Raw genomic sequence first — 24,471 nt, forward strand, 5'->3', positions numbered from 1 at the left:
ACGTTATTTCCGCTCTCTTCCTCGTTTTCCTACTGCCTTTTTAATTTTTCTCTTTCGCTTCTTCAACTGCGCCACGCAGAAAGAAGTCCAATGTTTTATCAATGGTTTGCTTCATATCAATAGTGGGTTTCCAACCTAACAGACGTTCTGCGTTTTTAATGCTGGGTTTGCGGTGTGCAACATCCTGATAGCCTTGCCCATAATAACTGCTGCTTTCGACCTTTTTGAATCCAGCAAATGGGGGAAAGTGCCCCCGCAACTCATGTTGTTCAAAGCTATCTAATAACATTTCGGCTAACTGACGAATGCTCGCTTCATTTGTTGGATTACCAATATTGATTATCTGACTATCGCATCGCCCATCCCGGTTTTCGATGATCCTGTACAGTGCCTCAATACCATCATGGATATCCGTGAAACAGCGTTTTTGTTCTCCCCCATCCACCAATTTAATTGGCGAACCTTCCACCAAGTTCAAAATCAATTGGGTAATAGCCCTTGAACTACCAATACGCGCTGAATTTAGGTTATCCAGCCTTGGCCCCATCCAGTTAAATGGACGGAATAAAGTAAATTTCAGGCCTTCTTGTGTACCATATGCCCAAATGACTCGATCGAGTAATTGTTTTGAAACTGAATAGATCCAACGCTGTTTATTAATAGGTCCAACAATCAGACGCGAAGTATCTTCATCAAACTCTTTATCATCACACATACCGTAAACTTCGGATGTGGAGGGGAAAATAATCCGTTTATTGTATTTAACACAATAACGAACAATTTTAAGGTTCTCTTCAAAATCCAGTTCAAAGACTCGCAAAGGATTACGGGTATATTCAATTGGCGTCGCAATTGCCACTAATGGCAGGATGACATCACATTTTTTGATGTGATATTCAATCCATTCAGTATGAATGCTGATATCTCCTTCAATAAAGTGAAAACGTGGATTACCAATAAATCGCTCAATCGCAGAAGAACCAATATCCATCCCATAAATGTCATAATTGCCATCACTCAACAATCGTTCAGTCAGATGGTTACCAATGAATCCATTCACACCCAAAATGAGTACTCGTTTACGGCGACTGATTTGGGTTGTTGCTTTAGGACCAACATGAACCCCTGCGACAATACCCATCTCAAGAGCTAATCGATTACCTTGAACATAAAGCCCTGACTCCCCTTGGCCGCTAATAATTTCCAACGCACCATCACCACAAGCAATCACAAAGGGATCCGTCGAGATTACGGTTCCTGGGCGTTTTCCGTGGGACTGATCAAGTGGCCGTGAACGCCAAATCGTCATCTTACGTTCACCGAGAAAAGTAAATGCCCCTGGGTAGGGTTCTGTCACCGCCCTGACTAAGTTATTAATCTCTTTGGCAGACTTATTCCATGCTATCTCACCATCTTCAGCGGTACGACGGCCAAAATAAGTGGCCTGGCTTTCATTCTGTGGAATTGATGGATAATGACCTGATTTTATTTGAGGCAGAATACGATCCAATAATTCAACTGTCGCTTCACATATTTTTTCATGTATTCTCAGTGAAGTATCATGTTCATCAATCTGTACAACCTGTTGTGCGATAATATCTCCCGCATCCGGCTTCTCCAGCATTTTATGTAATGTTACACCGGTTTCAGTCTCTCCACGGAGTATTGCCCAGTTAACCGGAGCACGGCCACGATATTTAGGCAACAAGGAGCCATGAAGGTTAAATGAGCCTTTTTCAGCCAGTGACAGAATTTCCTGACTAAGCATGTTGCGGTAGTAAAAAGAGAAAATAACATCTGGTTTCATCTCACGAATGCGTTCAACCCAAAGCGGGTGATTCACATTTTCTGGTGCAAACACAGGTAACCCCAAATCAGCACCAATACGGGCAACAGAAGAGAAAAAGTGATTTTCATTTGGATCATCAGTGTGTGTGAATACAGCCTGAACATCAAAACCCGATTTGACTAATGCATTAAGTCCGGCACAACCAATATCGTGATAGGCAAAAATAATTGCTTTCATTAGCTTTCTTCCTGATTATCGTTAGTCTTCTTAACTCCGACCACTTTTTGAATGAAATAGCGCGGACGAGCACGAACATCGTTATATATTCGACCAATGTATTCACCCAACAGTCCCATGGCGACAAACTGTGCCCCAATGAACATAAAAAGAATAGCAAACAGGGTAAACACCCCTTCAGCAGCCCACATTGAACCAAATATAAGGCGCAGAACAATCAATAACACCGCCAACAAAAAACCTGTTATGGCAATGATACTTCCCGCGACGCTTAGTAACCGCAATGGTGCAGTAGTTAAGCACGTCAGAAGGTCATACATCAGGTTTATCAGTTTCATAAAACTGTACTTGGAGTCCCCAAACTCACGCTCTGCATGGGCCACGTCAATTTCTATTGTTCTGCGTGCAAAGGTGTTGGCAAGGATAGGAATAAATGTACTGCGCTCATGGCATTGAAGCATCGCACAGACAATATGACGTCGATAGGCGCGCAACATGCAACCATAATCCCCCATTGAACGCCCTGTCGCCTTAGTTATCATTGCATTGATTATTTTAGAGGCAGCTTTACGGAACCAAGAGTCCTGCCGATGAATACGACGAGTTCCCACAACGTCATACCCCTCTTCCGCCGTTTTAACTAAACGGGGAATTTCTTCCGGTGGGTTTTGCAAATCAGCATCAAGTGTAATAACCAGATCACCGTCAGCTTGATGGAAACCGGCCATAATGGCTGAATGTTGCCCATAATTACGGTTAAGCAAAATTGCAATCACATGATTTTCTGGAGATTCTGCCGCCTGAGTTAAGATCTCGGCAGAACTATCATGGCTGCCATCATCGACCAAGATTAATTCGTATTTCTGTTCTAATTTTTGGCACGCTGCGAGCGTTCTTTCCAATAATTGGGGTAAACTTTCTTCTTCGTTGTAAACAGGAATAACGACTGAAACTTTTTTGATCTTCTCAAATATCACTTAATTATGCTCCGAAAGAATTTCAGTTATTACATTCACGACACGATCTACATCATCATTGCTCATGTCGGGAAAAAGAGGTAATGAACACAATGCTGATGAATTCCACTCAGATACAGGCAAGGAAAGTTGTGGATAACGCTCACGATAATATTTTTGTGTATGCGCGGCTCTGAAGTGCAAACCCGTGCCAATATTTCTATCCTTTAGGCGTGCCATAAACGTATCGCGGTCAATGCCACAGATATTTTTGTCAACGCGTACCATAAAAAGATGGTGGGAATGCAAATGCGCATATTCTGGGGCTTTCAGCATTTGCAGCGGTGAATCAATAAGAGCGGCAGAATAGCGAGCCACCAATTCCCGACGGCGTTCATTCATTGATGCCAGTTTGCCCAATTGCACAACTGCCATCGCCGCATGAATATCTGATAGGTTGTATTTAAAACCCGGCTCAATCACTTCCGCTTGGGGTTTTCTGCCCTGAATTTGTCTATCAAAAGCGTCAACAGCTAAGCCATGAAATTTTAAACAGCGGATCCGCTGGGCAAGTTCATCATCATCTGTAACGAACATGCCACCTTCGGCACAGGTCATGTTTTTTATCGCATGAAAAGAAAAAATTGCGCTACCCCGCTCACCAATCCATTCATTTTTATAACGAGTGCCGACAGCATGAGCTGCATCTTCAATCAGAGGAATTTTCGCTTTTTGGGCTACAGCGCGAAGAGCATCAAGATCACAAGGCGCTCCTGCATAATGAACGGGAATAATTACTTTGGTTTTGGGAGTGATCGCTTTTTTGATTGTTTCTGCGCTGACCATTAATGTATCACGGTCAACATCAACCATGACAGGTTCAGCGCCTAACAAGCAAATCATATTGATCGTGGAAACCCAAGTTTGGGAAGGCGTAATGACTTCATCACCTGGGCCTATGCCGAGAGCCAACAAAGCCAAATGCATTCCCGCAGTCGCGGAACATAGAGCAATGGCATGTTTGCAGCCAAACATAAGAGAAAAATCTTGCTCTAACTGATGGTTTTGTGGGCCTGTAGTAATCCAACCGGAGTGTAAAACTTTCTCTATCGCTTCTATCTCTTCGCTGCCAATTGCAGGACGAGAAAATGGCAAAAAATTATCCATAATCGTTTTGTGCCTTGTATATCCTAATTGCTTTATAATTGATCGATTCTAGGTAATGATTTTTTAACGAAACATCAACGAAAAACAAATTATGGTCAACCAAACACCAAAAACAGATAGCAAGCAATAATTATGGTAGATTTCGCTTACAGGAATTACACGTGGCTGACCCTCCATAATTTATAGCTGTCATTTTTGATATGTCCAATATTTACCTCAAAAACTTCTGATAAATTTCGTTCTGTCATGATATTCTGTGGCATGCCTGATGCTAACAATTTCCCATGAGAAAGCAGCCATACTTCTGTCGCTTGTTCATATGTGTGGTTAAGATCATGGCTACTCAATAATACCGTTCCTCCCAACGCACAAAATCTTTTTATTAACTTATCCAAAACGGCTTGTTGGGTGATATCAAGATTATTTGTTGGTTCATCAAGTAAGAGTAAACTTCCAGCAGGATTTAGCTCCGGCCATATCTGAAAAAACGTACCCGCCAATCTGACTCGTTGCCACTCTCCGCCGGAGAGTTGACCAATGGACGAAGTAAGCAATGGCAGGAGTTTCATTTGCTGGCACAGTTCATACAACACATGTTCACTGTGAGCCAATGACGTACATTCAGGGCGGAACATATCTAGATACTGAAAAACCGGCATGATAGGAACAGAAGAAGCCTGAGAGAACCAGGCACGGTGCTTTGCCAATTCGTGCTGGCGGTAATCCTGCAAGTTTCGGCTATGCAAACAAATAGTGCCGCTATAGGATAACACGCCCGCAATTGCTGCAAGCAGAGTACTTTTCCCTGAGCCATTGAGTCCCACCAAATGAATCTGTTTCCCTACCGCAACAATCCCAGACAATGAACTCAATCTATTGTTAACACTAACATTATCCAGTTGCAAAATCGGCTGACTGATCATGCTATTACCCTCATTTCCTTATCTCGCATTAACAGGCAAGTGCGATATTTCTTAATAGTGACGTGTTCTTAATAACAGCCATATAAAAATGGGGGAACCTAAAGTTACGGTAACAACACCTATTGGCACTTCTGCATGGGATAATGATAGACGGGAAATTAAATCTGCCAACAGTAAACCACTGCCTCCCGCCAATGCACTGGCTGGAAGTAATGCCTTATGATCAGTCAAACCAATTAATCTCAAAATATGGGGAATAACCAAACCGATAAAACTGATAGCTCCCGCAAGAGCAACACTCAAACCAACTAATAACCCGATTACCGATACAAATGCATTACGCCATTTATGGTGAGACACACCTAGTTGCCGAGCCTGTAACTCCCCAAGAGAGAGGTAATTCAAAATGTTACCTTTACTGCTTAACCATAAGACAGCGGGAAACAATGCAACCATCAGCCATTTTTGGCGCCAATCAACGCCACTGAAACTTCCCATCATCCAATACATCAATTGCCGGAGATCTAAACTGGTACTGAAATAAACCATCCATGTCATCAAGGCGCCAAAGATCACCCCGAAAGCAACGCCAATCAATAACAAGCGGGTATTGGTCACTTGATGTTTTCTGGAAAATCCCAGCAAAATAGCGGTCATAAAAAATGCCCCAGATACCGCGCCAACACTTAATAACCACAATGGTGCAATACCATGAAAGACAAGTATTAAACATACCACTACAACACCAGCGCCATTACTGATCCCAAGCAATCCTGGCTCCGCCAATGGATTTTCGAACAACGCCTGCATAATGGCTCCTGACAGGGCTAAGCTCGCACCAACCACCATCACGGCAATCACTCTGGGCAATCTCAACTGCCAAATAAACAACTGGGCAGGCTCTGATAACCATTGATCAGGCCAAAACCAGATTTCACCGGCACATAATGACAAGATAAACAGAATAACGAATAAAACAGACAAAACCGCCATCACTCGATGGTTACGTTTTCTCTGATAGGTGATCAACTCGTAAACAGAGCGCATGTGTGAGGCCATTTAGAAAATAAATGCTCCTTCCATTGAAGGCAATGAAAAGAGAAGATAAGAAAAAGACCGCAAAATGCGGCCTTTTTATGTAGTTATTCTTTGGGTAACGCTTTTTCCACTCTGTTTTTCAGTTTTTGGCCAGGGCGAAAAGTGACAACACGGCGAGCCGTAATCGGAATATCTTCACCTGTTTTTGGATTACGGCCTGGACGTTGATTTTTGTCTCGCAAATCAAAGTTGCCAAATCCAGATAATTTCACTTGCTCCCCATTCTCCAAAGAACGACGAACTTCTTCAAAGAACATTTCTACCAGATCTTTAGCGTCACGCTTGCTAATACCCAGTTTCTCAAACAGATTTTCTGACATTTCAGCTTTAGTAAGCGCCATAAGTTCAGTCCCTCAAGGATGCTTGGAATCGCTGTTCTAGTGCAGCAACGCATTTGTTGACGGTCGCAGCAATTTCTTCTTCTTCCAGTGTACGCATGGTATCCTGCAAGATTAAGCTAATAGCAAGGCTCTTGTAGCCTTCCGCGACACCTTTACCACAATACACGTCAAATAAGTTTATGCCAACTATATGATTTACGCCAACTTTCTTACATTCAGCCAGAACATCTTCTGCGGCTACATTTTCAGGCACAACGATGGCGATATCACGGCGGTTAGATGGGAAGCGAGAAACTTCCTTCATCTCAGGGATTACGCGGTCTACCAGACCAGTCCATAATAACTCGAATACCACGGTACGGCCGTTTAAGTCAAGTTTACGCTCCAGTTCTGGATGAACAACACCGATATAACCAATGTAATTATTTTCCAGATAAATCCCAGCGCTTTGCCCAGGATGTAAAGCAGGATGTTCTTCTGCCTTAAAGGAAATGTTAGATAGTTTACCTGTCAGTTCTAAAACAGATTCTAAATCACCCTTCAAATCAAAGAAATCAACTGCTTGTTTTTCAATCGACCAGTGCTCTTCGAAACGGTTGCCTGCAATAACGCCACCGAGCATTAATTCCTGACGGATCCCATGCTCCGCATTTTCATCCGGCACAAAACGCAATCCTGTTTCGAATAAACGGACACGGTTTTGCTGACGGTTCTGGTTATAGGCAACAGTAGTCAATAATCCTGTCAACAAGGACAAACGCATTGCAGACATATCCGCCGAAATTGGATTAGGCAAAATTAACGCTTCTTCCTGCGGGTGAAGATATTTCTGAATCTTAGGATCAACAAAGCTATAAGTAATCGCTTCTTGATAACCTTTGTCCACCAACATTGTTTTAACCCGTTTCAATGGCAAATCAGCTTCACGATGTGAAGTCATAATCAGATCTGCGCGCACTGGAACGTCAGGAATGTTGTTATAACCGTAAATACGAGCGACCTCTTCAACGAGATCTTCCTCAATTTGCATATCAAAACGCCAGCTAGGTGCAATAGCCTGCCAACTTCCATCCTGGATCGTGACCTGGCAACCTAAACGCGTCAGGATATCCGTGACTTGTTCATCAGCAACATGATGACCAATCAAGCGATCCAATTTATTGCGATTAAGCGTAATCGTCGCTGGTTTTGGTAAGTGAGATTCGCTAGTAACATCAACGATTTCACCGGCTTCTCCACCACAAATGTCGATCAACAATTGAGTGGCATATTCCATCGCTTTATGCTGAAGCTGTGGATCAACACCACGTTCAAAACGGTGAGAAGCATCGGTGTGCAAACCATAACGACGAGCACGGCCAGTGATTGCCAGTGGTGCAAAGAACGCACATTCTAGCATAATATGCTGTGTTTCTGCATTAACACCAGAATATTCCCCGCCAAAAATCCCCGCCATAGCAACCGGTTGTTTTTCATCAGAAATAATGAGTGTTTCAGCAGAAAGTTCGGTTTCACTACCATCTAGCAGAGTAAGTTTTTCACCTTGCTCAGCAAAACGCACAATAATTGAACCATTTAAACGTTCCAAATCGAACGCGTGCAATGGTTGGCCCAATTCGAGCAAAACATAGTTGGTAATATCAACAACCGGATCAATGGAACGAACACCACCACGACGCAGTTTTTCGCGCATCCACAGTGGGGTGATTGCTTTGACTTTCACATTCTTGATCACACGTCCCAAATAGCGCGGACAGGCTTCAGGAGCCTCAACACGAATAAGGAATGTGGCATCTGTAGTTGGTTTAACCGCTTCGATTTTTGGCTCTGCCATGGACAATTTATTGATAACTGCAACATCACGAGCAACTCCCATGATGCTCAGGCAGTCAGCACGGTTTGGTGTAATGCTGATTTCAATCGCATTATCGTCCAACTTCATGTAATCACGCAGATCAACACCAATCGGAGCATCTGCTGGCAGTTCAATAATGCCATCATGATCGTCTGCAATACCTAATTCAGCAAATGAACACAACATGCCTTCTGACGGCTCGCCACGCAATTTCGCTGGCTTAATTTTAAAATCACCTGGCAGCACAGCACCAACCGTAGCAACAGCGACACGAAGCCCTTGTCGGCAATTAGGTGCACCACAGACAATATCTAACAGGCGTTCGCCGCCAACATTAACTTTTGTGACACGCAACTTATCTGCATTTGGATGTTGTCCGCACTCAACAACTTCACCAACAAATACGCCGTGGAATTGACCTGCCACTTTTTCAACACCATCAACTTCCAAACCCGCCATGGTGATTTGATCAGACAATGCTTCACTATTAATGGCTGGGTTTGCCCACTCGCGTAACCAGAGTTCACTGAATTTCATGAGATATACCCGCCTTATTTAAATTGTTTGAGGAAACGTAAATCATTTTCGAAGAATGCACGCAAATCTGTAACACCATAACGCAGCATAGTCAGACGCTCCATTCCCATGCCAAAGGCAAAACCAGAATAGATTTCAGGATCAATACCAACATTGCGTAATACGTTAGGATGTACCATACCGCAACCCAAAACTTCTAACCATTTCCCATTTTTGCCCATCACATCAACTTCTGCGGAAGGTTCCGTAAAGGGAAAATAAGAAGGACGGAAACGTATTTGCATATCTTCTTCAAAGAAGTTATTCAAAAAGTCATGCAGCGTGCCTTTCAGGTTGGTAAAGCTGATATTTTTATCAACGATCAGCCCTTCTACCTGATGGAACATTGGAGTATGTGTCTGATCATAATCGTTACGATATACACGACCTGGCGCAATGATACGGATTGGCGGCTGACGCTCTTTCATGGTGCGGATCTGTACCCCTGAAGTCTGGGTACGCAGCAAACGCGTCGCATCAAACCAGAAAGTATCGTGATCAGCACGCGCAGGATGATGTGCAGGAATGTTCAGAGCATCAAAATTATGATAGTCATCTTCGATTTCCGGGCCTGATTCAACAGAAAAACCCAACTCGCCAAAGAAAGTTTCAATACGTTCAATCGTGCGGGTAACAGGGTGCAAACCACCATTTTCCATACGACGACCAGGCAATGAAACATCAATTTTTTCTGCTGCCAAACGCGCATTCAGAATATCAGCTTCTAGCTTTGTCTTACGCGCATTCAAAGCCTCTTGAACTTCTTGTTTTGCCTGATTAATAACAGCCCCTGCCGCTGGACGTTCTTCGGCTGGTAAGTCACGCAGCGATGACATCTGGAGGGTTAAATGGCCTTTTTTTCCCAGGTATTCAACTCGCACCAAATCCAACGCGGCAACATCCTGGGCTTCTTCCACGGCTGTTTTTGCCTTTGCAACCAGCTCAGTAAGATGTGACATCGTTTTCCTCTTCCTTTGGCCTGATGGCCCTTTAGTTGTTATCGATTATGTCCTCAATGTTATCGATTAATGAGGCCATAAAAATAAAAAAGCCTCCACACTGGAGGCTCAAGCGCTATTTTTCGTTTCTTTTCTTACGCGCGAAGCCCCCTGATTTCAGGTGCTAAAGTAAAAAAAGAAACGAAAAAAGGCTAACTTTATCATTTGCGTTCTTTCTCCTGTACCCTTCTTGCATTTACTGATCGCAGACAGTATCTAATCTTTATGGAAAAAAAGTAAAAGAGGGAGCAAGCTCCCTCTTTTAACCTGACTTATGCCAGAGCGCCCTTCGCTTTTTCAACCAGAGCAGCGAATGCTACTTTGTCGAATACAGCGATGTCAGCCAGGATCTTACGGTCGATTTCAATCGAAGCCTTTTTCAGGCCGTTGATGAAACGGCTGTAAGACATGCCGTTCTGACGTGCAGCAGCGTTGATACGTGCAATCCACAATTGACGGAATTGACGTTTACGCTGACGGCGGTCACGGTAAGCGTACTGACCAGCTTTGATAACAGCCTGGAAAGCAACACGGTAAACGCGCGAACGGGCACCGTAGTAACCTTTCGCTTGTTTCAGAATTTTTTTGTGACGTGCACGGGCAATAACACCACGTTTTACGCGAGCCATATACTTCTCCTATCGTCTCTGAGTTCTAATCTAAAAAATTGCTTATGCGTATGGCAGACAAGCAACAACCAGGCCCAGATCACCTTTGGAGACCATGCCTTTTGGACGTAAATGACGTTTACGCTTGGTTGATTTTTTAGTCAGAATGTGACGAAGGTTAGCGTGCTTACGCTTGAAACCGCCGCTTGCGGTTTTTTTGAAGCGTTTAGCTGCGCCGCGTACTGTTTTAATCTTTGGCATTTTAATTTCCACTTCGCATTGTTAATTACAACGAACTAGCCAGGCGAATAGACTCCAGCCAGATTAACTGGAGCCTATTACTTGTTTGCCTGACTATTTCTTCTTAGGAGCGAGCACCATGATCATCTGGCGACCTTCAACCTTCGTTGGGAAGGATTCGACCACCGCCAGTTCACTCAGATCGTCACGAATGCGGTTAAGCATCTCGATACCAATCTGTTGGTGTGCCATTTCACGCCCACGGAAACGCAGGGTGATTTTGGCTTTATCGCCATCTTCCAGAAAACGAATCAGGTTGCGTAGTTTGACCTGATAGTCGCCTTCATCTGTACCAGGACGGAATTTAATTTCCTTAACCTGAATAACCTTTTGTTTCTTTTTCTGTTCTTTGATTGACTTACTCTTTTCATAGAGGAACTTGCCGTAATCCATAATACGACAAACCGGCGGTTCGGCATTTGGGCTGATTTCAACTAAATCAACACCAGCTTCCTCAGCTTTTTCGAGAGCTTCTCTCAGACTGACAATACCAATCTGTTCGCCATCTAATCCAGTTAAACGAACTTCAGAGGCGCGAATCTCTTCATTAATGCGATTTGGGCGCGCCGGTTGAATTCTTTTTCCGCCTTTAATACCTTATTCCTCCAATTGGTGAAGATTGCGACTGCGTATTTCTGTCAGCAGTTTTTCTGTAAACTCACTGACCTCAATGCTACCTAAGTCTTTGCCGCGGCGAGTACGAACGGATACTTTTCCTGATTCGACTTCTTTGTCACCACATACAAGCATATAAGGTACACGACGCAGAGTGTGTTCACGGATTTTAAAACCAATCTTCTCGTTTCTCAAGTCTGCTTTTGCACGAATGCCTGCATCTTGAAGTTTTTTAACCAATTCCTGTACATAATCTGACTGGCCATCAGTAATATTCATAACGACGACCTGCTGAGGTGCCAACCATGTTGGGAAAAACCCAGCATACTCTTCTGTCAGGATACCGATGAACCGTTCCAGCGATCCCAGAACTGCACGGTGAATCATGACAGGAACCTTACGTTCGTTATTTTCCCCTACATATGACGCGCTCAAGCGTGCTGGCAGTGAAAAATCGAGTTGCACAGTACCACATTGCCACGCACGATCCAAACAATCATATAGAGTAAATTCAATTTTAGGGCCATAAAATGCCCCTTCACCCGGCTGGTACTCAAATTCAATGCCATTTCGGGTTAATGCTTCAGCAAGATCTGCTTCTGCTTCATCCCACTGTTTTTCCGTACCAATACGTTTTTCCGGGCGTGTTGATAACTTAACAACAATCTTCTCAAAACCAAATGTGCCGTACACATCGTAAATCATCTTGATACAGCTACTGACTTCTTGAAGGATCTGATCTTCAGTACAGAAAATATGTGCATCATCTTGAGTAAAACCGCGTACACGCATCAAACCATGTAAAGCGCCAGAGGGTTCGTTACGATGACAACTACCAAATTCAGCCATACGCAACGGCAAGTCACGGTAAGATTTCAATCCTTGGTTGAAAATCTGAACATGACCCGGGCAGTTCATCGGTTTTACGCAATATTCGCGGTTTTCCGATGAAGTTGTGAACATGTTTTCTTTATAGTTTTCCCAATGCCCAGTTTTTTCCCACAGAATACGATCCATCATAAATGGACCCTTTACTTCCTGGTATTGGTACTCTTTGAGTTTTGTGCGGACGAAAGTTTCTAATTCACGGAAAATTGTCCAGCCGTCATTATGCCAAAACGCCATGCCCGGTGCTTCTTCCTGCATATGATACAGGTCAAGCTGCTTACCAATTTTACGGTGATCGCGTTTTGCTGCTTCTTCCAAGCGCTGTAAATAGGCATTAAGCTGTTTCTTATCCGCCCATGCAGTACCATAAATACGCTGCAACATTTTGTTGTCACTATTGCCGCGCCAGTATGCTCCTGCAACTTTTTGCAGTTTAAAGTGATGACAAAAACGCATGTTAGGAACATGCGGCCCACGGCACATATCAACGTATTCTTCATGGTGATACAGACCTGGGCGATCATCACGACTAATGTTTTCGTCCAAAATCTGGATCTTATACTCTTCACCACGAGCTGCAAATGTGTCACGCGCTTCTTGCCAGCCAACCCTTTTCTTGATGACATCGTAGTCTTTTTTGGCAAGTTCCAGCATGCGTTTTTCAAGCAGCTCGATATCTTCCTGTGTCAACGAGCGATCTAAATCGACGTCATAGTAGAAACCATTGTCAATAACAGGACCGATAGCCATTTTCGTATCGGGCCACAACTGCTTAATTGCATGGCCCAACAAATGTGCGCATGAATGACGGATAATTTCCAAACCTTCTTCATTCTTACTGGTGATAATAGCAAGATTGGAATCAGTCTCGATTAATTCGCAAGCATCAACCAATTCTCCATTAACACGGCCAGCAATACACGCTTTTGCTAAACCAGTACCGATATCACGAGCCACATCCATTACGGAAACAGCATGCTCAAATTGACGTTGACTACCGTCAGGAAGAGTAATTACAGGCATTTAAAATCCTTATGTACAGTGGTGACCCACACGAAAGATCACTTGTATTAAATCAAATTCGTTTATTTTTAATAAGACATTAGCAATTTCTTACTTCACTCTGTAAGTTATGTACATAGGTATATACATCTTTTGCCAAATTACCTATGTACATCGCTAAAACTCAAAATCTATACTAACATACAGGACTACTTAATGTAACTAAGTGACGCCATACGTATTACATTCGCAATGAGTTAATTTTATATAATTTATTGATCTTTATCATAGTTTAAATTCCAACCATCTTTGAGGTGGGATATTGAACCACCAGCCCACAATATTCATTGGGATATGCTGTTTGTGCGTGATTCACAATAAACTGGGTAATGTGTGAACGCATATAGGTTACGCGATGCTCGACTTTTATGATGAGTTGAAATGACATAGCCGCTCCTTTATAACTTTAAGTCGTCAAAAATAGAGAAATAAAGGAACAAAAGGCTATGTCACAGCAAGATTTTATCATTTGGGTGTTTTGTTGGGTAGATGACAATTTAACGCAGTTACAGCAAGGTATGCGATTCAGAAGCCGGGGATATCCGCCTAAACTGAGCGATGCAGAAGCTATCACGATGGAAGTGGTGGGTGAATTTTTAGGGTTTTCAACAGATAAAGGCATTTGGACGTACTTTAATGGCCACTGGCGCGAATGGTTTCCGGGGCTGGGTTCACGCGCCAATTTCGCTAAACAGATTTCGAATCTTTGGGTTGTTAAACAACAACTGCAAGAAAAACTGGCGAGGTTATTGGGCGCGCTCGACAGGCCGGTACATATTATCGACGGATTTCCATTGCCCGTCTGTGGATTCAAAAGAGCAAAAGGCTGTGCCAACTTCAAAGGACAAGCCGATTATGGGTACTGCGCCGCCAAAAACGAAATTTACTACGGCTTCAAAGGACATCTCATGATAGACGAAACCGGCGTGGTAACCGGGTTTACACTGACGCCCGCCAGTGTCAGTGAGCGTGAAGCAATCTGGGATGTGCTCGGCTCGATAAAAGGCTGTTTGCTGGGTGATAAAGGGTATTTAGGCGTTGAATTTAAGCAGGAAATGAGGGTGGAGGGTATTGAAATGATTACCCCGGTGCGAGCCAATATGGATGATCCCCTCCCCAGAAAAACGAGAAGGATCATTAACGCCAAACGCCGTTTAATTGAAACCGTGATTGGTCAACTCGCCGGACAATTTGCTATCGAGAAGTGCTGGGCACGGGATTTGTGGCATTTGAGTAATCGAATTGCCAGAAAACTGCTTTCTCACACGTTGGGTATTTTTGCCAATGTTAAACAAGGTAAAAATCAACGCGACTGGCTTCAACAAGCCAACGTTATAGGGTGTTAAAGTCGAGCATCGCGTTATAGGTTCCTCTATATAACAAAAAACCCGCCGAAGCAGGTTAAGTTATATTTAAATTCATTCACTAGAATCGATAACCAACACCTATCACCCATGTTCCCGCTTTTAACTCACCAATTTTTGAATATTCATATGATGCATCAATGGCTATATTAGGAATTGGATTAATCTGTAAGCCTGCGGCATAGGCAAACTCTGTTTTGCTTTCACTATGTGAATTTCCACCTGATTTAGCTTCCTCTTTACCATGAGCCGCACCAATTAAACCGTAGGCACTCACATATTCATTGATACGATACGCAGGGCCAGCGGTTAATGAATAGTAATCCAAATCAACATTAGCTACCTTGTGTCCGCCACTATAAAAATCATAACCTTGGTGGGTATATGTAAACGAGCCAACTATTCCCCAATTATCATCCAATTCATAACGATATTTAACATTAAATCCTTTTGGATTCTCTTTTAATTTGTCACCCTGTACTTTAACGTGACTCTGAGCATATCCTGCTGAAATAGTGCTTTCACTAGCAGCATGCACGTTTATAGATAGGGCTGATATTCCTGCTGCAATCAATGTTGCTAAAACCAAATTTTTCATAAAAAACCTTTAGTAATTAAAAAATCATAAAAAGTATAGGAAAATTATTGATTTTATCCTGCTGTGTTTCCTAAAGGTTGATCTGAGTCACTATGGATTTTTCACCAACTCATCAACGCAGGCCCCGGAAAACCGCCGAAAAGCAATCGAACATCCTCTCCATATCAAACTTTGCAATCGCTCATCAATCCATCGCATACATCTTTAGGAGGGATCATTGGTCGGATGAATCCTCATAAAATACCCCGTTCCCGCATAGAATCCCTTTCACATCAGCAGTAGAAGACAAGGTAAAATGAAGTTCTGTATTGCCTTCATACCTCTTACTATCAATGTAGAAAATATCAACCTTTTCCTGCGTAAGATTTGCTTGCGGGTTCCCTCTGGAAAATTTCGTACACCCAAATAATGCGCAAACATCATGCGAATAGTCACACGCGCCTGAACCTGGTTTTGATAAGCCCGACAGCAACGCGTTAATGGTTCCATCAAACTAATACACAGAATAGGTGTTAAAATAGCTCCGTAGGAACATATTTAAACGACCCTATGCAAACATATTCCTTAACGTAAATTGGAAATTACAACAATTAATGAATAAAAGGGCTGTATTTATATGTTGGAAGCTATCTGAGATAACTAAAATAATCCAGGATAGTGCCATTATTTTTCATTGAACAAATTGTTTTATTAAAGAAATAACTTTAACCATAAGTTATCATAAATATTTTTTATAAAACATTAATAATCAATACTGCTTGTAAAATATTTATCGAAAATTTGTAATATTCATAGTTTACAAAAGACTATTTTTTTACAATAAAAAATTCAGACTAGCCTAATGAAAATTTACAGATTATGATTAATAAGTTACATCTAAAGAATGATAAGCATTTTTAACTTTCCATAAATAACGCGAAGCCTGTGGTGCAGGATGATTATTTTGAACATATTGATAGAATTCATTCGGAGTCATTTGATTAATTTTATTAATTGCCAAAGCTCGGTTTGAGTCAAACGTTCGCAATAATGCTCCTGCACCATTTACATAAGCAACTATCGTTGCGTAGTACAACGTTTCTGGATTAGAAATACCTTCCAGATGCTGCTTTTTCAAGATGCTGATATAGGCGGTACCAAGGTCGATGTTGGTTTTAGGATCTTTCAATTCACGCAGCGTTGGTTGTCCTGATTTCCCTTTCATTCTGTAAGCATCTCGTCCAGCTGTAGATGCCTTAATCTGCATGAGTCCAACCGCATTCGATTTACTAACAACCTCTGGACGAAAATCTGATTCCACCTGAATAATCGCTTTGATGAGCGTTTCATCAACACCATAACGTCTCGCGGCTTGCGCAATAAAACCATCAAATGGGGTGGATTTAAACCTATTTGTCAATTTATGAGTACCAAAAGCAGACTTGTTGCCATCAAGCATACGTTTTACCGTTGATTGTCTATTACTGTCTGACTGGTGTATTTGTTGGCTTGCACATCCAGACAATAACAATATCACTGCAATGTAACGGAGTTTTAATTTCACACTGCTTCCCCTAAATAAAATTAATTCTATAAAGGATATATAATTTTACTGATAAACCAAAAATATTTTTCTATCACTTAATAAAATAAATCTCTTTAATTGCTCGTAGCTAACGCTAAACAATATGCTGGTTTTTTGTTCGCATGAGGTGTGTCGTTGTCATATCAATCGGTAAGAATTTAAGGAGCATCTATCGAATTTATCATCAATTTTGCCTCTATCGCCTTGACTTTACACAAATGATACTGATAATCATTATCAATAATTATATGTACAACGAGTAAGGGTTACCATAATGAATAAAAAATATTCTCTTTCTGATTTTCCGATAGTTAATCTGATCCTTGTTCTATTCACAATGGTGTTATTCAGCCAGCAAGCCCATGCCGAAAAAAAATTCAGAGTGGTTACAACATTTACTATTATTCAAGATATAGTCCAAAATGTCGCAGGAGACGCAGCAATTGTCGAGTCAATCACTAAACCTGGTGCAGAAATCCATGATTATCAACCCACTCCCAAAGATATCATAAAAGCACAGCGTGCAGACCTTATTCTCTGGAATGGCTTAAATTTAGAACGCTGGTTCGAACGCTTCTTTGAAAACATGCAAGATATTCCTGCTGCGGTGATAACCGAAGGTATTACTCCTTTACCGATTCGTGAAGGGCCTTACAATAAAAATCCTAACCCCCACGCCTGGATGTCGCCAAAAAATGCGCTGATCTATATCGAAAATATCCGCAAAGCCTTAGTCAAATACGATCCCGACAATGCCGAAATTTACAATCGTAATGCCAAAACTTATGCAGAAAAAATGACTCAATTGGATGCACCTCTTAGAGAACGTCTTTCTCGTATTCCTGAAGATCAACGCTGGCTCGTCACCAGTGAAGGTGCTTTCAGCTACCTCACACAAGATTATGGTTTCAAAGAAGTTTACTTATGGCCAATTAATGCTGAGGAACAAGGTTCCCCACAACAGGTTCGCCGTGTCATTGACACAGTAAGAGCGAATAAGATCCCGGTCGTCTTCAGTGAAAGCACAGTTTCAGATAAACCAGCAAGACAAGTCAGTAAAGAAACGGGGGCACATTATGGCGGGGTACTTTATGTAGACTCCCTGTCCACTCAAAAAGGACCAGTTCCAACTTATATTGATCTACTTAACACCACTGTAGACACCATCGCAAAAGGATTTAATCAATGAATCGCTCATCATTAAACCATCAATCGTTATTTGAGCATCCTCATTTAATTGTGCATAACGCCACTGTCACTTACAACAATGGGCATACGGCTATTTATGATGCCAGTTTTGACATTACTGGCGGCACAATTTGTGCATTGGTAGGTATGAATGGCAGCGGCAAATCCACATTATTCAAAACCATCATGGGATTAGTCACACCTTCACAAGGAAAAGTGACGCTCAACAAGCAACCTATCAAAGCTGCATTAAAACAAAATATCATCGCATATGTTCCTCAAACTGAAGATGTAGATTGGAATTTTCCGGTTCTGGTTTCTGATGTTGTAATGATGGGACGCTATGGAAAAATGGGATTTTTGCGCCGCCCTAGCAAACGTGATCATGAAATTGTCAATAACGCCCTTGAACGTGTCGGACTGGCAGACTTGCGTGATCGCCAAATTGGTGAACTTTCTGGCGGGCAGAAAAAACGCGCATTTTTAGCCCGTGCGTTGGCTCAAGAAGGGAAAGTCTTGCTATTGGACGAACCTTTTACTGGGGTAGATGTTAAAACAGAAAATGCCATTATTGACTTACTTCGTGACTTACGTGACGAAGGGCATTTGGTCTTAGTGTCAACGCATAACCTCGGCAGTGTACCTGAATTTTGTGATCACGTTATTTTGATCAACCGCACGGTGCTCGCCAGTGGCCGAACTGAAAATACGTTTACTCAAAAAAATCTGGAAATAACCTTCGGTGGCGTCTTGCGCCATATTAATCTTTCCGCGCCTGAGCTGCATAAAGATGACGATCCACGCACACTGACAGTGATAACCGATGATGAACGTGCTGCCGTCTTCTACGGACATGATCATCATATTCCACCGCGGCAAAACCCCAAACAAAAGGAAAACCAACCATGATGGAACTGCTTTTACAACCATTCAGTTACAACTACATGGTGAAAGCCATGTGGGTAAGCACCATTGTTGGGGGTGTCTGTGCTTTCTTATCTGCTTATCTGATGCTAAAAGGTTGGTCGCTAATGGGAGACGCCCTCTCCCACTCTGTTGTGCCTGGTGTGGCTGGCGCATATGCTCTCGGTTTACCTTATGCAGGTGGTGCTTTTTTTACAGGGATGCTCGCTGCATTATCAATGACATTGGTGCGTCATATTACTCGGTTACGTGAAGATGCGGTGATAGGTTTTATATTCTCCACTTTTTTTGCCGTCGGATTATTGATCGTTTCTTTAAACCCTACATCCGTGAATGTACAAACCATTATATTAGGCAATATTCTGGGGATCGCTGACGAAGATGTTTTACAAGTGGAAATCATTATTGCCGTTTCCTTCATCATATTAATGGTACTTTGGAAAGATCTGTTGGTTGTTTTCTTTGATGAAACTCATGCACGCTCTATTGGATTATCACCGTTACGGTTGAAAATCATTTTCTTCACTTTATTAAGTGCCTGTACCGTTGCTGCATTACAGACAGTGGGCGCTATCCTGGTTATCGCAATGGTTGTAACGCCTGGTGCAACCGCCTATTTATTGACAGATAGATTTAAACATTTGTTGATTATTGCCGTCGCTATCGGTTCACTCACGAGTGGTCTCGGCGCATATGTGAGTTATTTTCTCAACGGTGCAACTGGAGGAGTGATTGTTACTATACAAACAGTCATTTTCTTACTCGCGTTCTTCTTTGCCCCTAAGCATGGCACGTTAGCCTCCCGCAGACGAGCCAGAAAGGAATCTCTGGCATTGATTCAGGAGCAACGCTCATGAACACATTTATTGAATTAATAACTGAACCTTTCATGCATGAGTTTATGCGACGAGCTATCTATGCGGCTATTATGGTGGGAGCTGTTTGTGCTGTACTTTCCTGTTATTTAGTCTTAAAGGGTTGGTCATTGATGGGAGATGCCATTTCCCATGCCGTTTTGCCAGGGATAGTGCTCGCTTTTGTAACCGGCGTACCACTGGCAATAGGTGCTTTCCTTTCTGGTATATCTTGTGCATTCGCGACAGGATATTTAAAAGAACATAGCCGAATCAAAGAAGATACTGTCATGGGAATCGTTTTCTCAGGTATGTTTGCATTTGGGTTAGTCCTGTTTACTCGTATAGATACGGATCAACACCTGACACACATTTTATTCGGCAGCATACTCGGCATTACCCAGCATGAATTACTCCAAACTTTGTGTATTGCCGGGATCACACTGGCTATTGTGCTGCTAAAGAGAAAAGACTTCATGCTCTACTGCTTCGATCCCAACCAGGCACGAGTGGTTGGCCTTCCCGTAAAACTTCTCCATTACGGATTATTATCACTACTGGCCCTAACAATTGTCGCATCTTTGCAAGCAGTCGGTATCATCTTGGTCATTGCGATGTTAATCTCCCCCGGCATTATTGCTTTTATACTTTGCCGGAGCTTTGATCGCATGCTGATTGTGGCAATGGTTGTTTCTATATCATCCAGTGTCCTTGGAACAATCATCAGCTTCCATATTGATGGTGAAACAGGCCCCTGTATCGTCATCATTCAGGCAATTTTCTTCACTATTGCACTGACTTATGACCAAATAAAATTAGCTTGCAAGAAAGCAAACAAAAGATCGTTTGAGAAAATCTCATCCCAAGAAGTATCAATTCCAGAAAAATCAAATTAAAAAATAATAGAGTGCCATATCAAATTTGAGATATGGCCTTATTAATTCCTATTAAAACGCCTTTTATCCTGTTCAAATGTTACATCTGTCTGTAATATAAGCATAGCAACTGTCAACTTAATGAGGTGAAACATGTGGCAAACAGTGAGCCGACTATTAAGTGAGCATTTTGGTGATGCTGAAATTCACGATAAAAAGGAATTGACAGGAGGAGATATTCACCGTGCCTGGCACATTAAATATGGTGAACAACCTATCTTTATCAAATCCAATGTGAAAGAAATGCTGCCAATTTTTAAGGCAGAAGCAGAGCAACTGGAATTATTAGCTCGCAGCAAAACAACCCGAGTCCCCGATGTTTATGGTGTAGGTCACGACCGCAACTATAGCTTCCTGCTGCTGGAGCATTTGCCCATAAAACCCTTTAACCCACACAGTGCGTATCTTTTTGGTCAACACCTTGCGAAGCTACATCAATGGAGCGAACAACCTAAATTTGGTTTTGATTTTGATAACATGCTGGCAACGACCATACAACCTAACGGATGGCAAAAGCGTTGGGCCCATTTTTATGCCGAAAAACGCATTGGATGGCAACTGCAACTTGCCGCTGATAACGGGATGGTGTTTGGAGATATTAACCAAATTGTTCAAGTAATCAGCGATAGACTGCACAATCATCACCCTCAACCCTCTCTCCTGCATGGCGATCTATGGCCCATGAACTGTGCATCATTGAACGATAATTGTGCCGTCACTTTTGATCCTGCCTGCTATTGGGGAGATCGCGAATGCGATCTGGCGATGCTGCCACTTTACCCAGATCTTCCTTTGCAAATATTTGACGGTTACCAGAGCATTTGGCCATTGCCTAAAGATTTTCTTGAACGTCAACCCATTTACCAACTTTACTATTTGTTAAATAGATGCAATCTTTTCGGAGGAGAGAATTTTATTCTAATCCAAAAAATAATTGATAAAATTTTATCTGATCAGACATAAGAGAACTTAATATTTAATTGTTGATAATAGTCCAATGATTCAAAAAAAGATAAAATTTATTATATTAACCCCAACGTGACATTGAGCATCCTTGCAGTGTTATTAACTATCGTATTACCACCCTAAAAATTTAAATAATAAGTAAGCAATTACACCGATAATGATTGGTGATATGTAAAGAATAAAAATCTGTCTGAATAAAGAATGAGAGGGGAAAACAATTTTAGCTTTCAATTGTTCCTTGGTTATTCCACTTTCCTGCGCGTGTTCAAAGACCATTTGATCTTCGATACGTTCTTTAATGAATTTAAATTGACGATATATTCTCAATCCAGACGCACTCATTGCCAGCCCCACAAACATCAGCATATAAATGACAAAAAAACTGATATTTTCCCCAGTAATTCCAGCAACAAACTCAGGGGTTGGAGAATATTTCCAGAAAAAATCCAAAAATGGTGTATTGAATTTAATCATTTCTGTCATCATCTGAAGAAAATCATTCAATACCACATTAACACCACCACCGCCAATACTATCGTCTTTCACACCATGCTGCCCTGCTGCTAGATTAATTACTGAAACAAAAGTCGACAACAGGGCTGGTACAAAAATAATCCAGCCTAAGATTCGCTTAGCTATAGCAACATATCTGGCTTGTTGATACGTCATTACATTCTCCATTGGCACAAATAGTTTTATTTTTTACTCAATGATAGCTCATAAAGAACCAATGTTAATCCTATTTATGGAGTCATTATTTTACTTCATTAATGAAATCATCTCTTCCTTTGTTATCATCCATAACGAGATTTAATTTATTGGAATTGTTACAATCAAACCTCTTTAATCACTGTTATCATCACGGAGAGATTTGAGATGTCATTTTGTTTATCTATGGAAGCCGCCATTTTTGATATGGATGGCTTGCTGATTGATTCTGAACCTTATTGGATACAGGGAGAAAAAAGCGTATTCAGTGAATTAGGGTTGGATTTAAATTTAGCCAAAAACCTACCTGATACATTGGGGTTACGCATCGATCAGGTGGTTGAGTTATGGTACCAAGCATCACCCTGGCAAGGCATCCCAAAAAGTGAAGTTGAGCAACGCATCATCAATTATGTAGTTCAATCAGTTGAAAAAAACCGTCCCTTACTACCTGGAGTAGAACATGCTTTAAATCTCTGTTGCGAACGCGGGTTAAAAATCGGCCTAGCTTCTGCCTCACCCTATGAAATGATTGAAAAAGTACTCGAATTATTTAACCTACGACATTACTTTGATGTTGTTGTTTCTGCTGCGCACTTACCTTACAGTAAACCACATCCCGAAGTTTATTTGCTGGCAGCCAGTCAACTTGGAATCAACCCGATTAACTGTCTTACATTAGAAGATTCATTTAACGGTATGATAGCAACCAAAGCAGCAAGAATGCGCTCAATTGTCGTTCCAGCCACTCATCATTTCGATGATCCTCGCTGGTCATTGGCTGACATTAAACTGAATTCTCTAGAAAAACTAACAATAGAAGATATTACTTAATCGCTACCGCGCTGTCCCATTTCTCGCATAAGGCAGCGCAAATATCAACCTTCCCCTCAGCCAACAAGCCACAATTTAAAAATTTCCTAATTACCCTCTATCTTCCTCAGACAAAACCCTCTATACTGCCCAACTGTATGTATAAACAGCAATCAGCATAAATAATTAGTATAAATCGTTATGACAGCAGAAGGGCATCTTCTTTTTTCCGTTGCCAGTCTTGTATTGGCTCATCAGCTAGAAATTACACCAGAAATAGCACAGGGAGACTGGTTACACATGCTTCCCGGTGTACTTCTGGCTTCATTGTTGCCAGATATCGACCACCCAAGTTCAACCTTAGGCCGATTGTTCCGCTTCATATCCATTCCAATCGCGCGATTATGTGGACACCGTGGATTTACACATAGTTTATTAGCACTGCTCGTGGGAGTTACTCTATTCCAGACTGAAATACCGTCTAATTGGCCCATCCCAACTGACTTTGTCCATGCAATGGTTATCGGTTATATCAGCCATCTTATTGCTGATATGCTTACTCCCGCTGGTATTCCACTGTTATGGCCTCTAAGAATACGTTTTTGCTTGCCTATTCTTAGAGGTAAGGATCGTAAAAAAGCCGAACGTTTTATTGCCGTACTGGTAGTAGTGATCGCTATTATCCTTCCACAACACATTAATTTCTCATTCATTCGCTATTTCGATAGCCTGCAATTTAACCAAATACAGTTTGATAAATTACCTATTGATAAGCTACAGAATCTCTACAAGTAATTGATCAATATCCATATACAACAAATATAGTAGCCTCATTGAATAATGGGGCCACTTGAAAATATAGAACATTTTTTATTCACTTCCTGTCGCCCCAAGAAAATCTTTGACTTAATAAAATACAAAGTTAACAGCTGTAACAATAGAAATAGATTAGGATATATAATCAATTAAACTAGCTAGTGAAAAATAATTATATTAAATTCCATTTAATTATAAGTAAGCGGCTTATTATACTGATAATATTTCACCTTACGCATTTCATGGTATGTAGACGATAGATTCAAATTGGAATACAACTTACAAATCTATATTCCAAACTACACACCACAACTCGAAATTAAAGAGT

24 protein-coding genes and 1 other annotated feature are annotated in these 24,471 nt (G+C 41.7%); of the genes, 8 read left to right on the top strand and 16 right to left on the bottom strand.

Annotation, left to right across the window (positions count from 1 at the left end; all coding sequences use genetic code 11):
- Positions 1-40: 40 nt before the first annotated feature.
- The 13 genes from arnA to WDV74_RS09705 all read right to left on the bottom strand — a co-directional run bounded on the left by arnA (position 41) and on the right by WDV74_RS09705 (position 13,801).
- The gene (arnA, locus tag WDV74_RS09645) at positions 41-2,026 is read right to left on the bottom strand and encodes a bifunctional UDP-4-amino-4-deoxy-L-arabinose formyltransferase/UDP-glucuronic acid oxidase ArnA (protein ID WP_338882517.1); all 1,986 of its coding nucleotides are present in this window, start codon (positions 2,024-2,026) and stop codon (positions 41-43) included.
- Positions 2,026-3,003: an undecaprenyl-phosphate 4-deoxy-4-formamido-L-arabinose transferase gene (arnC, locus tag WDV74_RS09650; RefSeq protein WP_338882519.1), complete on the bottom strand. Its 978-nt coding sequence runs from the start codon at positions 3,001-3,003 to the stop codon at positions 2,026-2,028. The genes arnA and arnC overlap by 1 nt, the downstream gene beginning before the upstream one ends.
- Positions 3,004-4,149 carry a UDP-4-amino-4-deoxy-L-arabinose aminotransferase gene (gene arnB, locus WDV74_RS09655; protein WP_338882521.1) on the bottom strand — a complete coding sequence of 382 codons (1,146 nt, stop codon included), beginning with the start codon at positions 4,147-4,149 and terminating at the stop codon, positions 3,004-3,006.
- Positions 4,150-4,304: 155 nt separating this feature from the next.
- Positions 4,305-5,072 (bottom strand): vitamin B12 ABC transporter ATP-binding protein BtuD, encoded by a 768-nt coding sequence (gene btuD, locus WDV74_RS09660; RefSeq protein WP_338882523.1) that lies wholly within the window; start codon positions 5,070-5,072, stop codon positions 4,305-4,307.
- 51 nt (positions 5,073-5,123) lie between these two features.
- Entirely contained in the window at positions 5,124-6,119 is a 996-nt protein-coding gene (gene btuC / locus WDV74_RS09665) for a vitamin B12 ABC transporter permease BtuC (RefSeq protein WP_338885573.1), read from the bottom strand.
- 95 nt (positions 6,120-6,214) lie between these two features.
- The gene (gene ihfA, locus WDV74_RS09670; RefSeq protein WP_038233943.1) at positions 6,215-6,511 is read right to left on the bottom strand and encodes an integration host factor subunit alpha; all 297 of its coding nucleotides are present in this window, start codon (positions 6,509-6,511) and stop codon (positions 6,215-6,217) included.
- Between the two features lie 4 nt (positions 6,512-6,515).
- Positions 6,516-8,903, bottom strand: coding sequence for a phenylalanine--tRNA ligase subunit beta (pheT, locus tag WDV74_RS09675; protein WP_338882525.1), 2,388 nt, complete (start codon positions 8,901-8,903; stop codon positions 6,516-6,518).
- 14 nt (positions 8,904-8,917) lie between these two features.
- Positions 8,918-9,901 carry a phenylalanine--tRNA ligase subunit alpha gene (gene pheS / locus WDV74_RS09680; RefSeq protein WP_338882527.1) on the bottom strand — a complete coding sequence of 328 codons (984 nt, stop codon included), beginning with the start codon at positions 9,899-9,901 and terminating at the stop codon, positions 8,918-8,920.
- 82 nt (positions 9,902-9,983) lie between these two features.
- Positions 9,984-10,106 (bottom strand) — a sequence feature (Phe leader region).
- 106 nt (positions 10,107-10,212) lie between these two features.
- Positions 10,213-10,569 carry a 50S ribosomal protein L20 gene (rplT, locus tag WDV74_RS09685; protein WP_010847342.1) on the bottom strand — a complete coding sequence of 119 codons (357 nt, stop codon included), beginning with the start codon at positions 10,567-10,569 and terminating at the stop codon, positions 10,213-10,215.
- Between the two features lie 42 nt (positions 10,570-10,611).
- A complete protein-coding gene (rpmI, locus tag WDV74_RS09690; RefSeq protein WP_006118955.1) occupies positions 10,612-10,809 on the bottom strand; it encodes a 50S ribosomal protein L35 in 198 nt (65 codons plus the stop codon).
- 93 nt (positions 10,810-10,902) lie between these two features.
- The gene (infC, locus tag WDV74_RS09695) at positions 10,903-11,442 is read right to left on the bottom strand and encodes a translation initiation factor IF-3 (RefSeq protein WP_273570799.1); all 540 of its coding nucleotides are present in this window, start codon (positions 11,440-11,442) and stop codon (positions 10,903-10,905) included.
- Positions 11,443-11,445: 3 nt separating this feature from the next.
- Complete coding sequence (thrS, locus tag WDV74_RS09700; RefSeq protein WP_338882528.1) at positions 11,446-13,374, bottom strand: threonine--tRNA ligase; 1,929 nt, start codon at positions 13,372-13,374, stop codon at positions 11,446-11,448.
- A 271-nt stretch (positions 13,375-13,645) separates the two neighbouring features.
- On the bottom strand, positions 13,646-13,801 hold the full coding sequence (locus WDV74_RS09705; RefSeq protein WP_338882529.1) for a hypothetical protein: 156 nt from the start codon (positions 13,799-13,801) through the stop codon (positions 13,646-13,648).
- Positions 13,802-13,859: 58 nt separating this feature from the next.
- Between WDV74_RS09705 and WDV74_RS09710 the strand changes: the two genes are divergently transcribed.
- Positions 13,860-14,759, top strand: coding sequence for an IS982 family transposase (locus tag WDV74_RS09710; RefSeq protein ID WP_338882532.1), 900 nt, complete (start codon positions 13,860-13,862; stop codon positions 14,757-14,759).
- A 79-nt stretch (positions 14,760-14,838) separates the two neighbouring features.
- Here WDV74_RS09710 and WDV74_RS09715 read toward each other — a convergent pair whose 3' ends face one another.
- Both WDV74_RS09715 and WDV74_RS09720 read right to left on the bottom strand, forming a co-directional pair.
- The gene (locus tag WDV74_RS09715) at positions 14,839-15,375 is read right to left on the bottom strand and encodes an Ail/Lom family outer membrane beta-barrel protein (RefSeq protein WP_338882533.1); all 537 of its coding nucleotides are present in this window, start codon (positions 15,373-15,375) and stop codon (positions 14,839-14,841) included.
- Between the two features lie 862 nt (positions 15,376-16,237).
- Positions 16,238-16,918 (bottom strand): transglycosylase SLT domain-containing protein, encoded by a 681-nt coding sequence (locus WDV74_RS09720; protein ID WP_338882534.1) that lies wholly within the window; start codon positions 16,916-16,918, stop codon positions 16,238-16,240.
- Positions 16,919-17,213: 295 nt separating this feature from the next.
- Between WDV74_RS09720 and WDV74_RS09725 the strand changes: the two genes are divergently transcribed.
- The 5 genes from WDV74_RS09725 to WDV74_RS09745 all read left to right on the top strand — a co-directional run bounded on the left by WDV74_RS09725 (position 17,214) and on the right by WDV74_RS09745 (position 21,803).
- On the top strand, positions 17,214-18,128 hold the full coding sequence (locus tag WDV74_RS09725; RefSeq protein ID WP_338882535.1) for a metal ABC transporter substrate-binding protein: 915 nt from the start codon (positions 17,214-17,216) through the stop codon (positions 18,126-18,128).
- Positions 18,125-19,036 (top strand): manganese/iron ABC transporter ATP-binding protein, encoded by a 912-nt coding sequence (locus WDV74_RS09730; RefSeq protein WP_338882537.1) that lies wholly within the window; start codon positions 18,125-18,127, stop codon positions 19,034-19,036. Before WDV74_RS09725 ends, WDV74_RS09730 begins: the two co-directional genes overlap by 4 nt.
- A complete protein-coding gene (locus WDV74_RS09735; protein ID WP_338882538.1) occupies positions 19,033-19,908 on the top strand; it encodes a metal ABC transporter permease in 876 nt (291 codons plus the stop codon). The genes WDV74_RS09730 and WDV74_RS09735 overlap by 4 nt, the downstream gene beginning before the upstream one ends.
- Entirely contained in the window at positions 19,905-20,801 is an 897-nt protein-coding gene (locus tag WDV74_RS09740; RefSeq protein WP_338882539.1) for a metal ABC transporter permease, read from the top strand. Before WDV74_RS09735 ends, WDV74_RS09740 begins: the two co-directional genes overlap by 4 nt.
- A 132-nt stretch (positions 20,802-20,933) precedes the next feature.
- Entirely contained in the window at positions 20,934-21,803 is an 870-nt protein-coding gene (locus WDV74_RS09745) for a fructosamine kinase family protein (protein WP_338882541.1), read from the top strand.
- Between the two features lie 114 nt (positions 21,804-21,917).
- Here WDV74_RS09745 and WDV74_RS09750 read toward each other — a convergent pair whose 3' ends face one another.
- Positions 21,918-22,475 carry a YniB family protein gene (locus WDV74_RS09750; protein WP_338882542.1) on the bottom strand — a complete coding sequence of 186 codons (558 nt, stop codon included), beginning with the start codon at positions 22,473-22,475 and terminating at the stop codon, positions 21,918-21,920.
- Positions 22,476-22,682: 207 nt separating this feature from the next.
- Between WDV74_RS09750 and hxpB the strand changes: the two genes are divergently transcribed.
- Positions 22,683-23,348: a hexitol phosphatase HxpB gene (gene hxpB, locus WDV74_RS09755; protein ID WP_338882543.1), complete on the top strand. Its 666-nt coding sequence runs from the start codon at positions 22,683-22,685 to the stop codon at positions 23,346-23,348.
- A 180-nt stretch (positions 23,349-23,528) separates the two neighbouring features.
- The gene (locus WDV74_RS09760) at positions 23,529-24,122 is read left to right on the top strand and encodes a metal-dependent hydrolase (protein ID WP_338882544.1); all 594 of its coding nucleotides are present in this window, start codon (positions 23,529-23,531) and stop codon (positions 24,120-24,122) included.
- Positions 24,123-24,471: the final 349 nt, after the last annotated feature.

Source organism: Xenorhabdus sp. TH1, from assembly GCF_037260955.1.
GTDB lineage: Bacteria > Pseudomonadota > Gammaproteobacteria > Enterobacterales > Enterobacteriaceae > Xenorhabdus > Xenorhabdus griffiniae.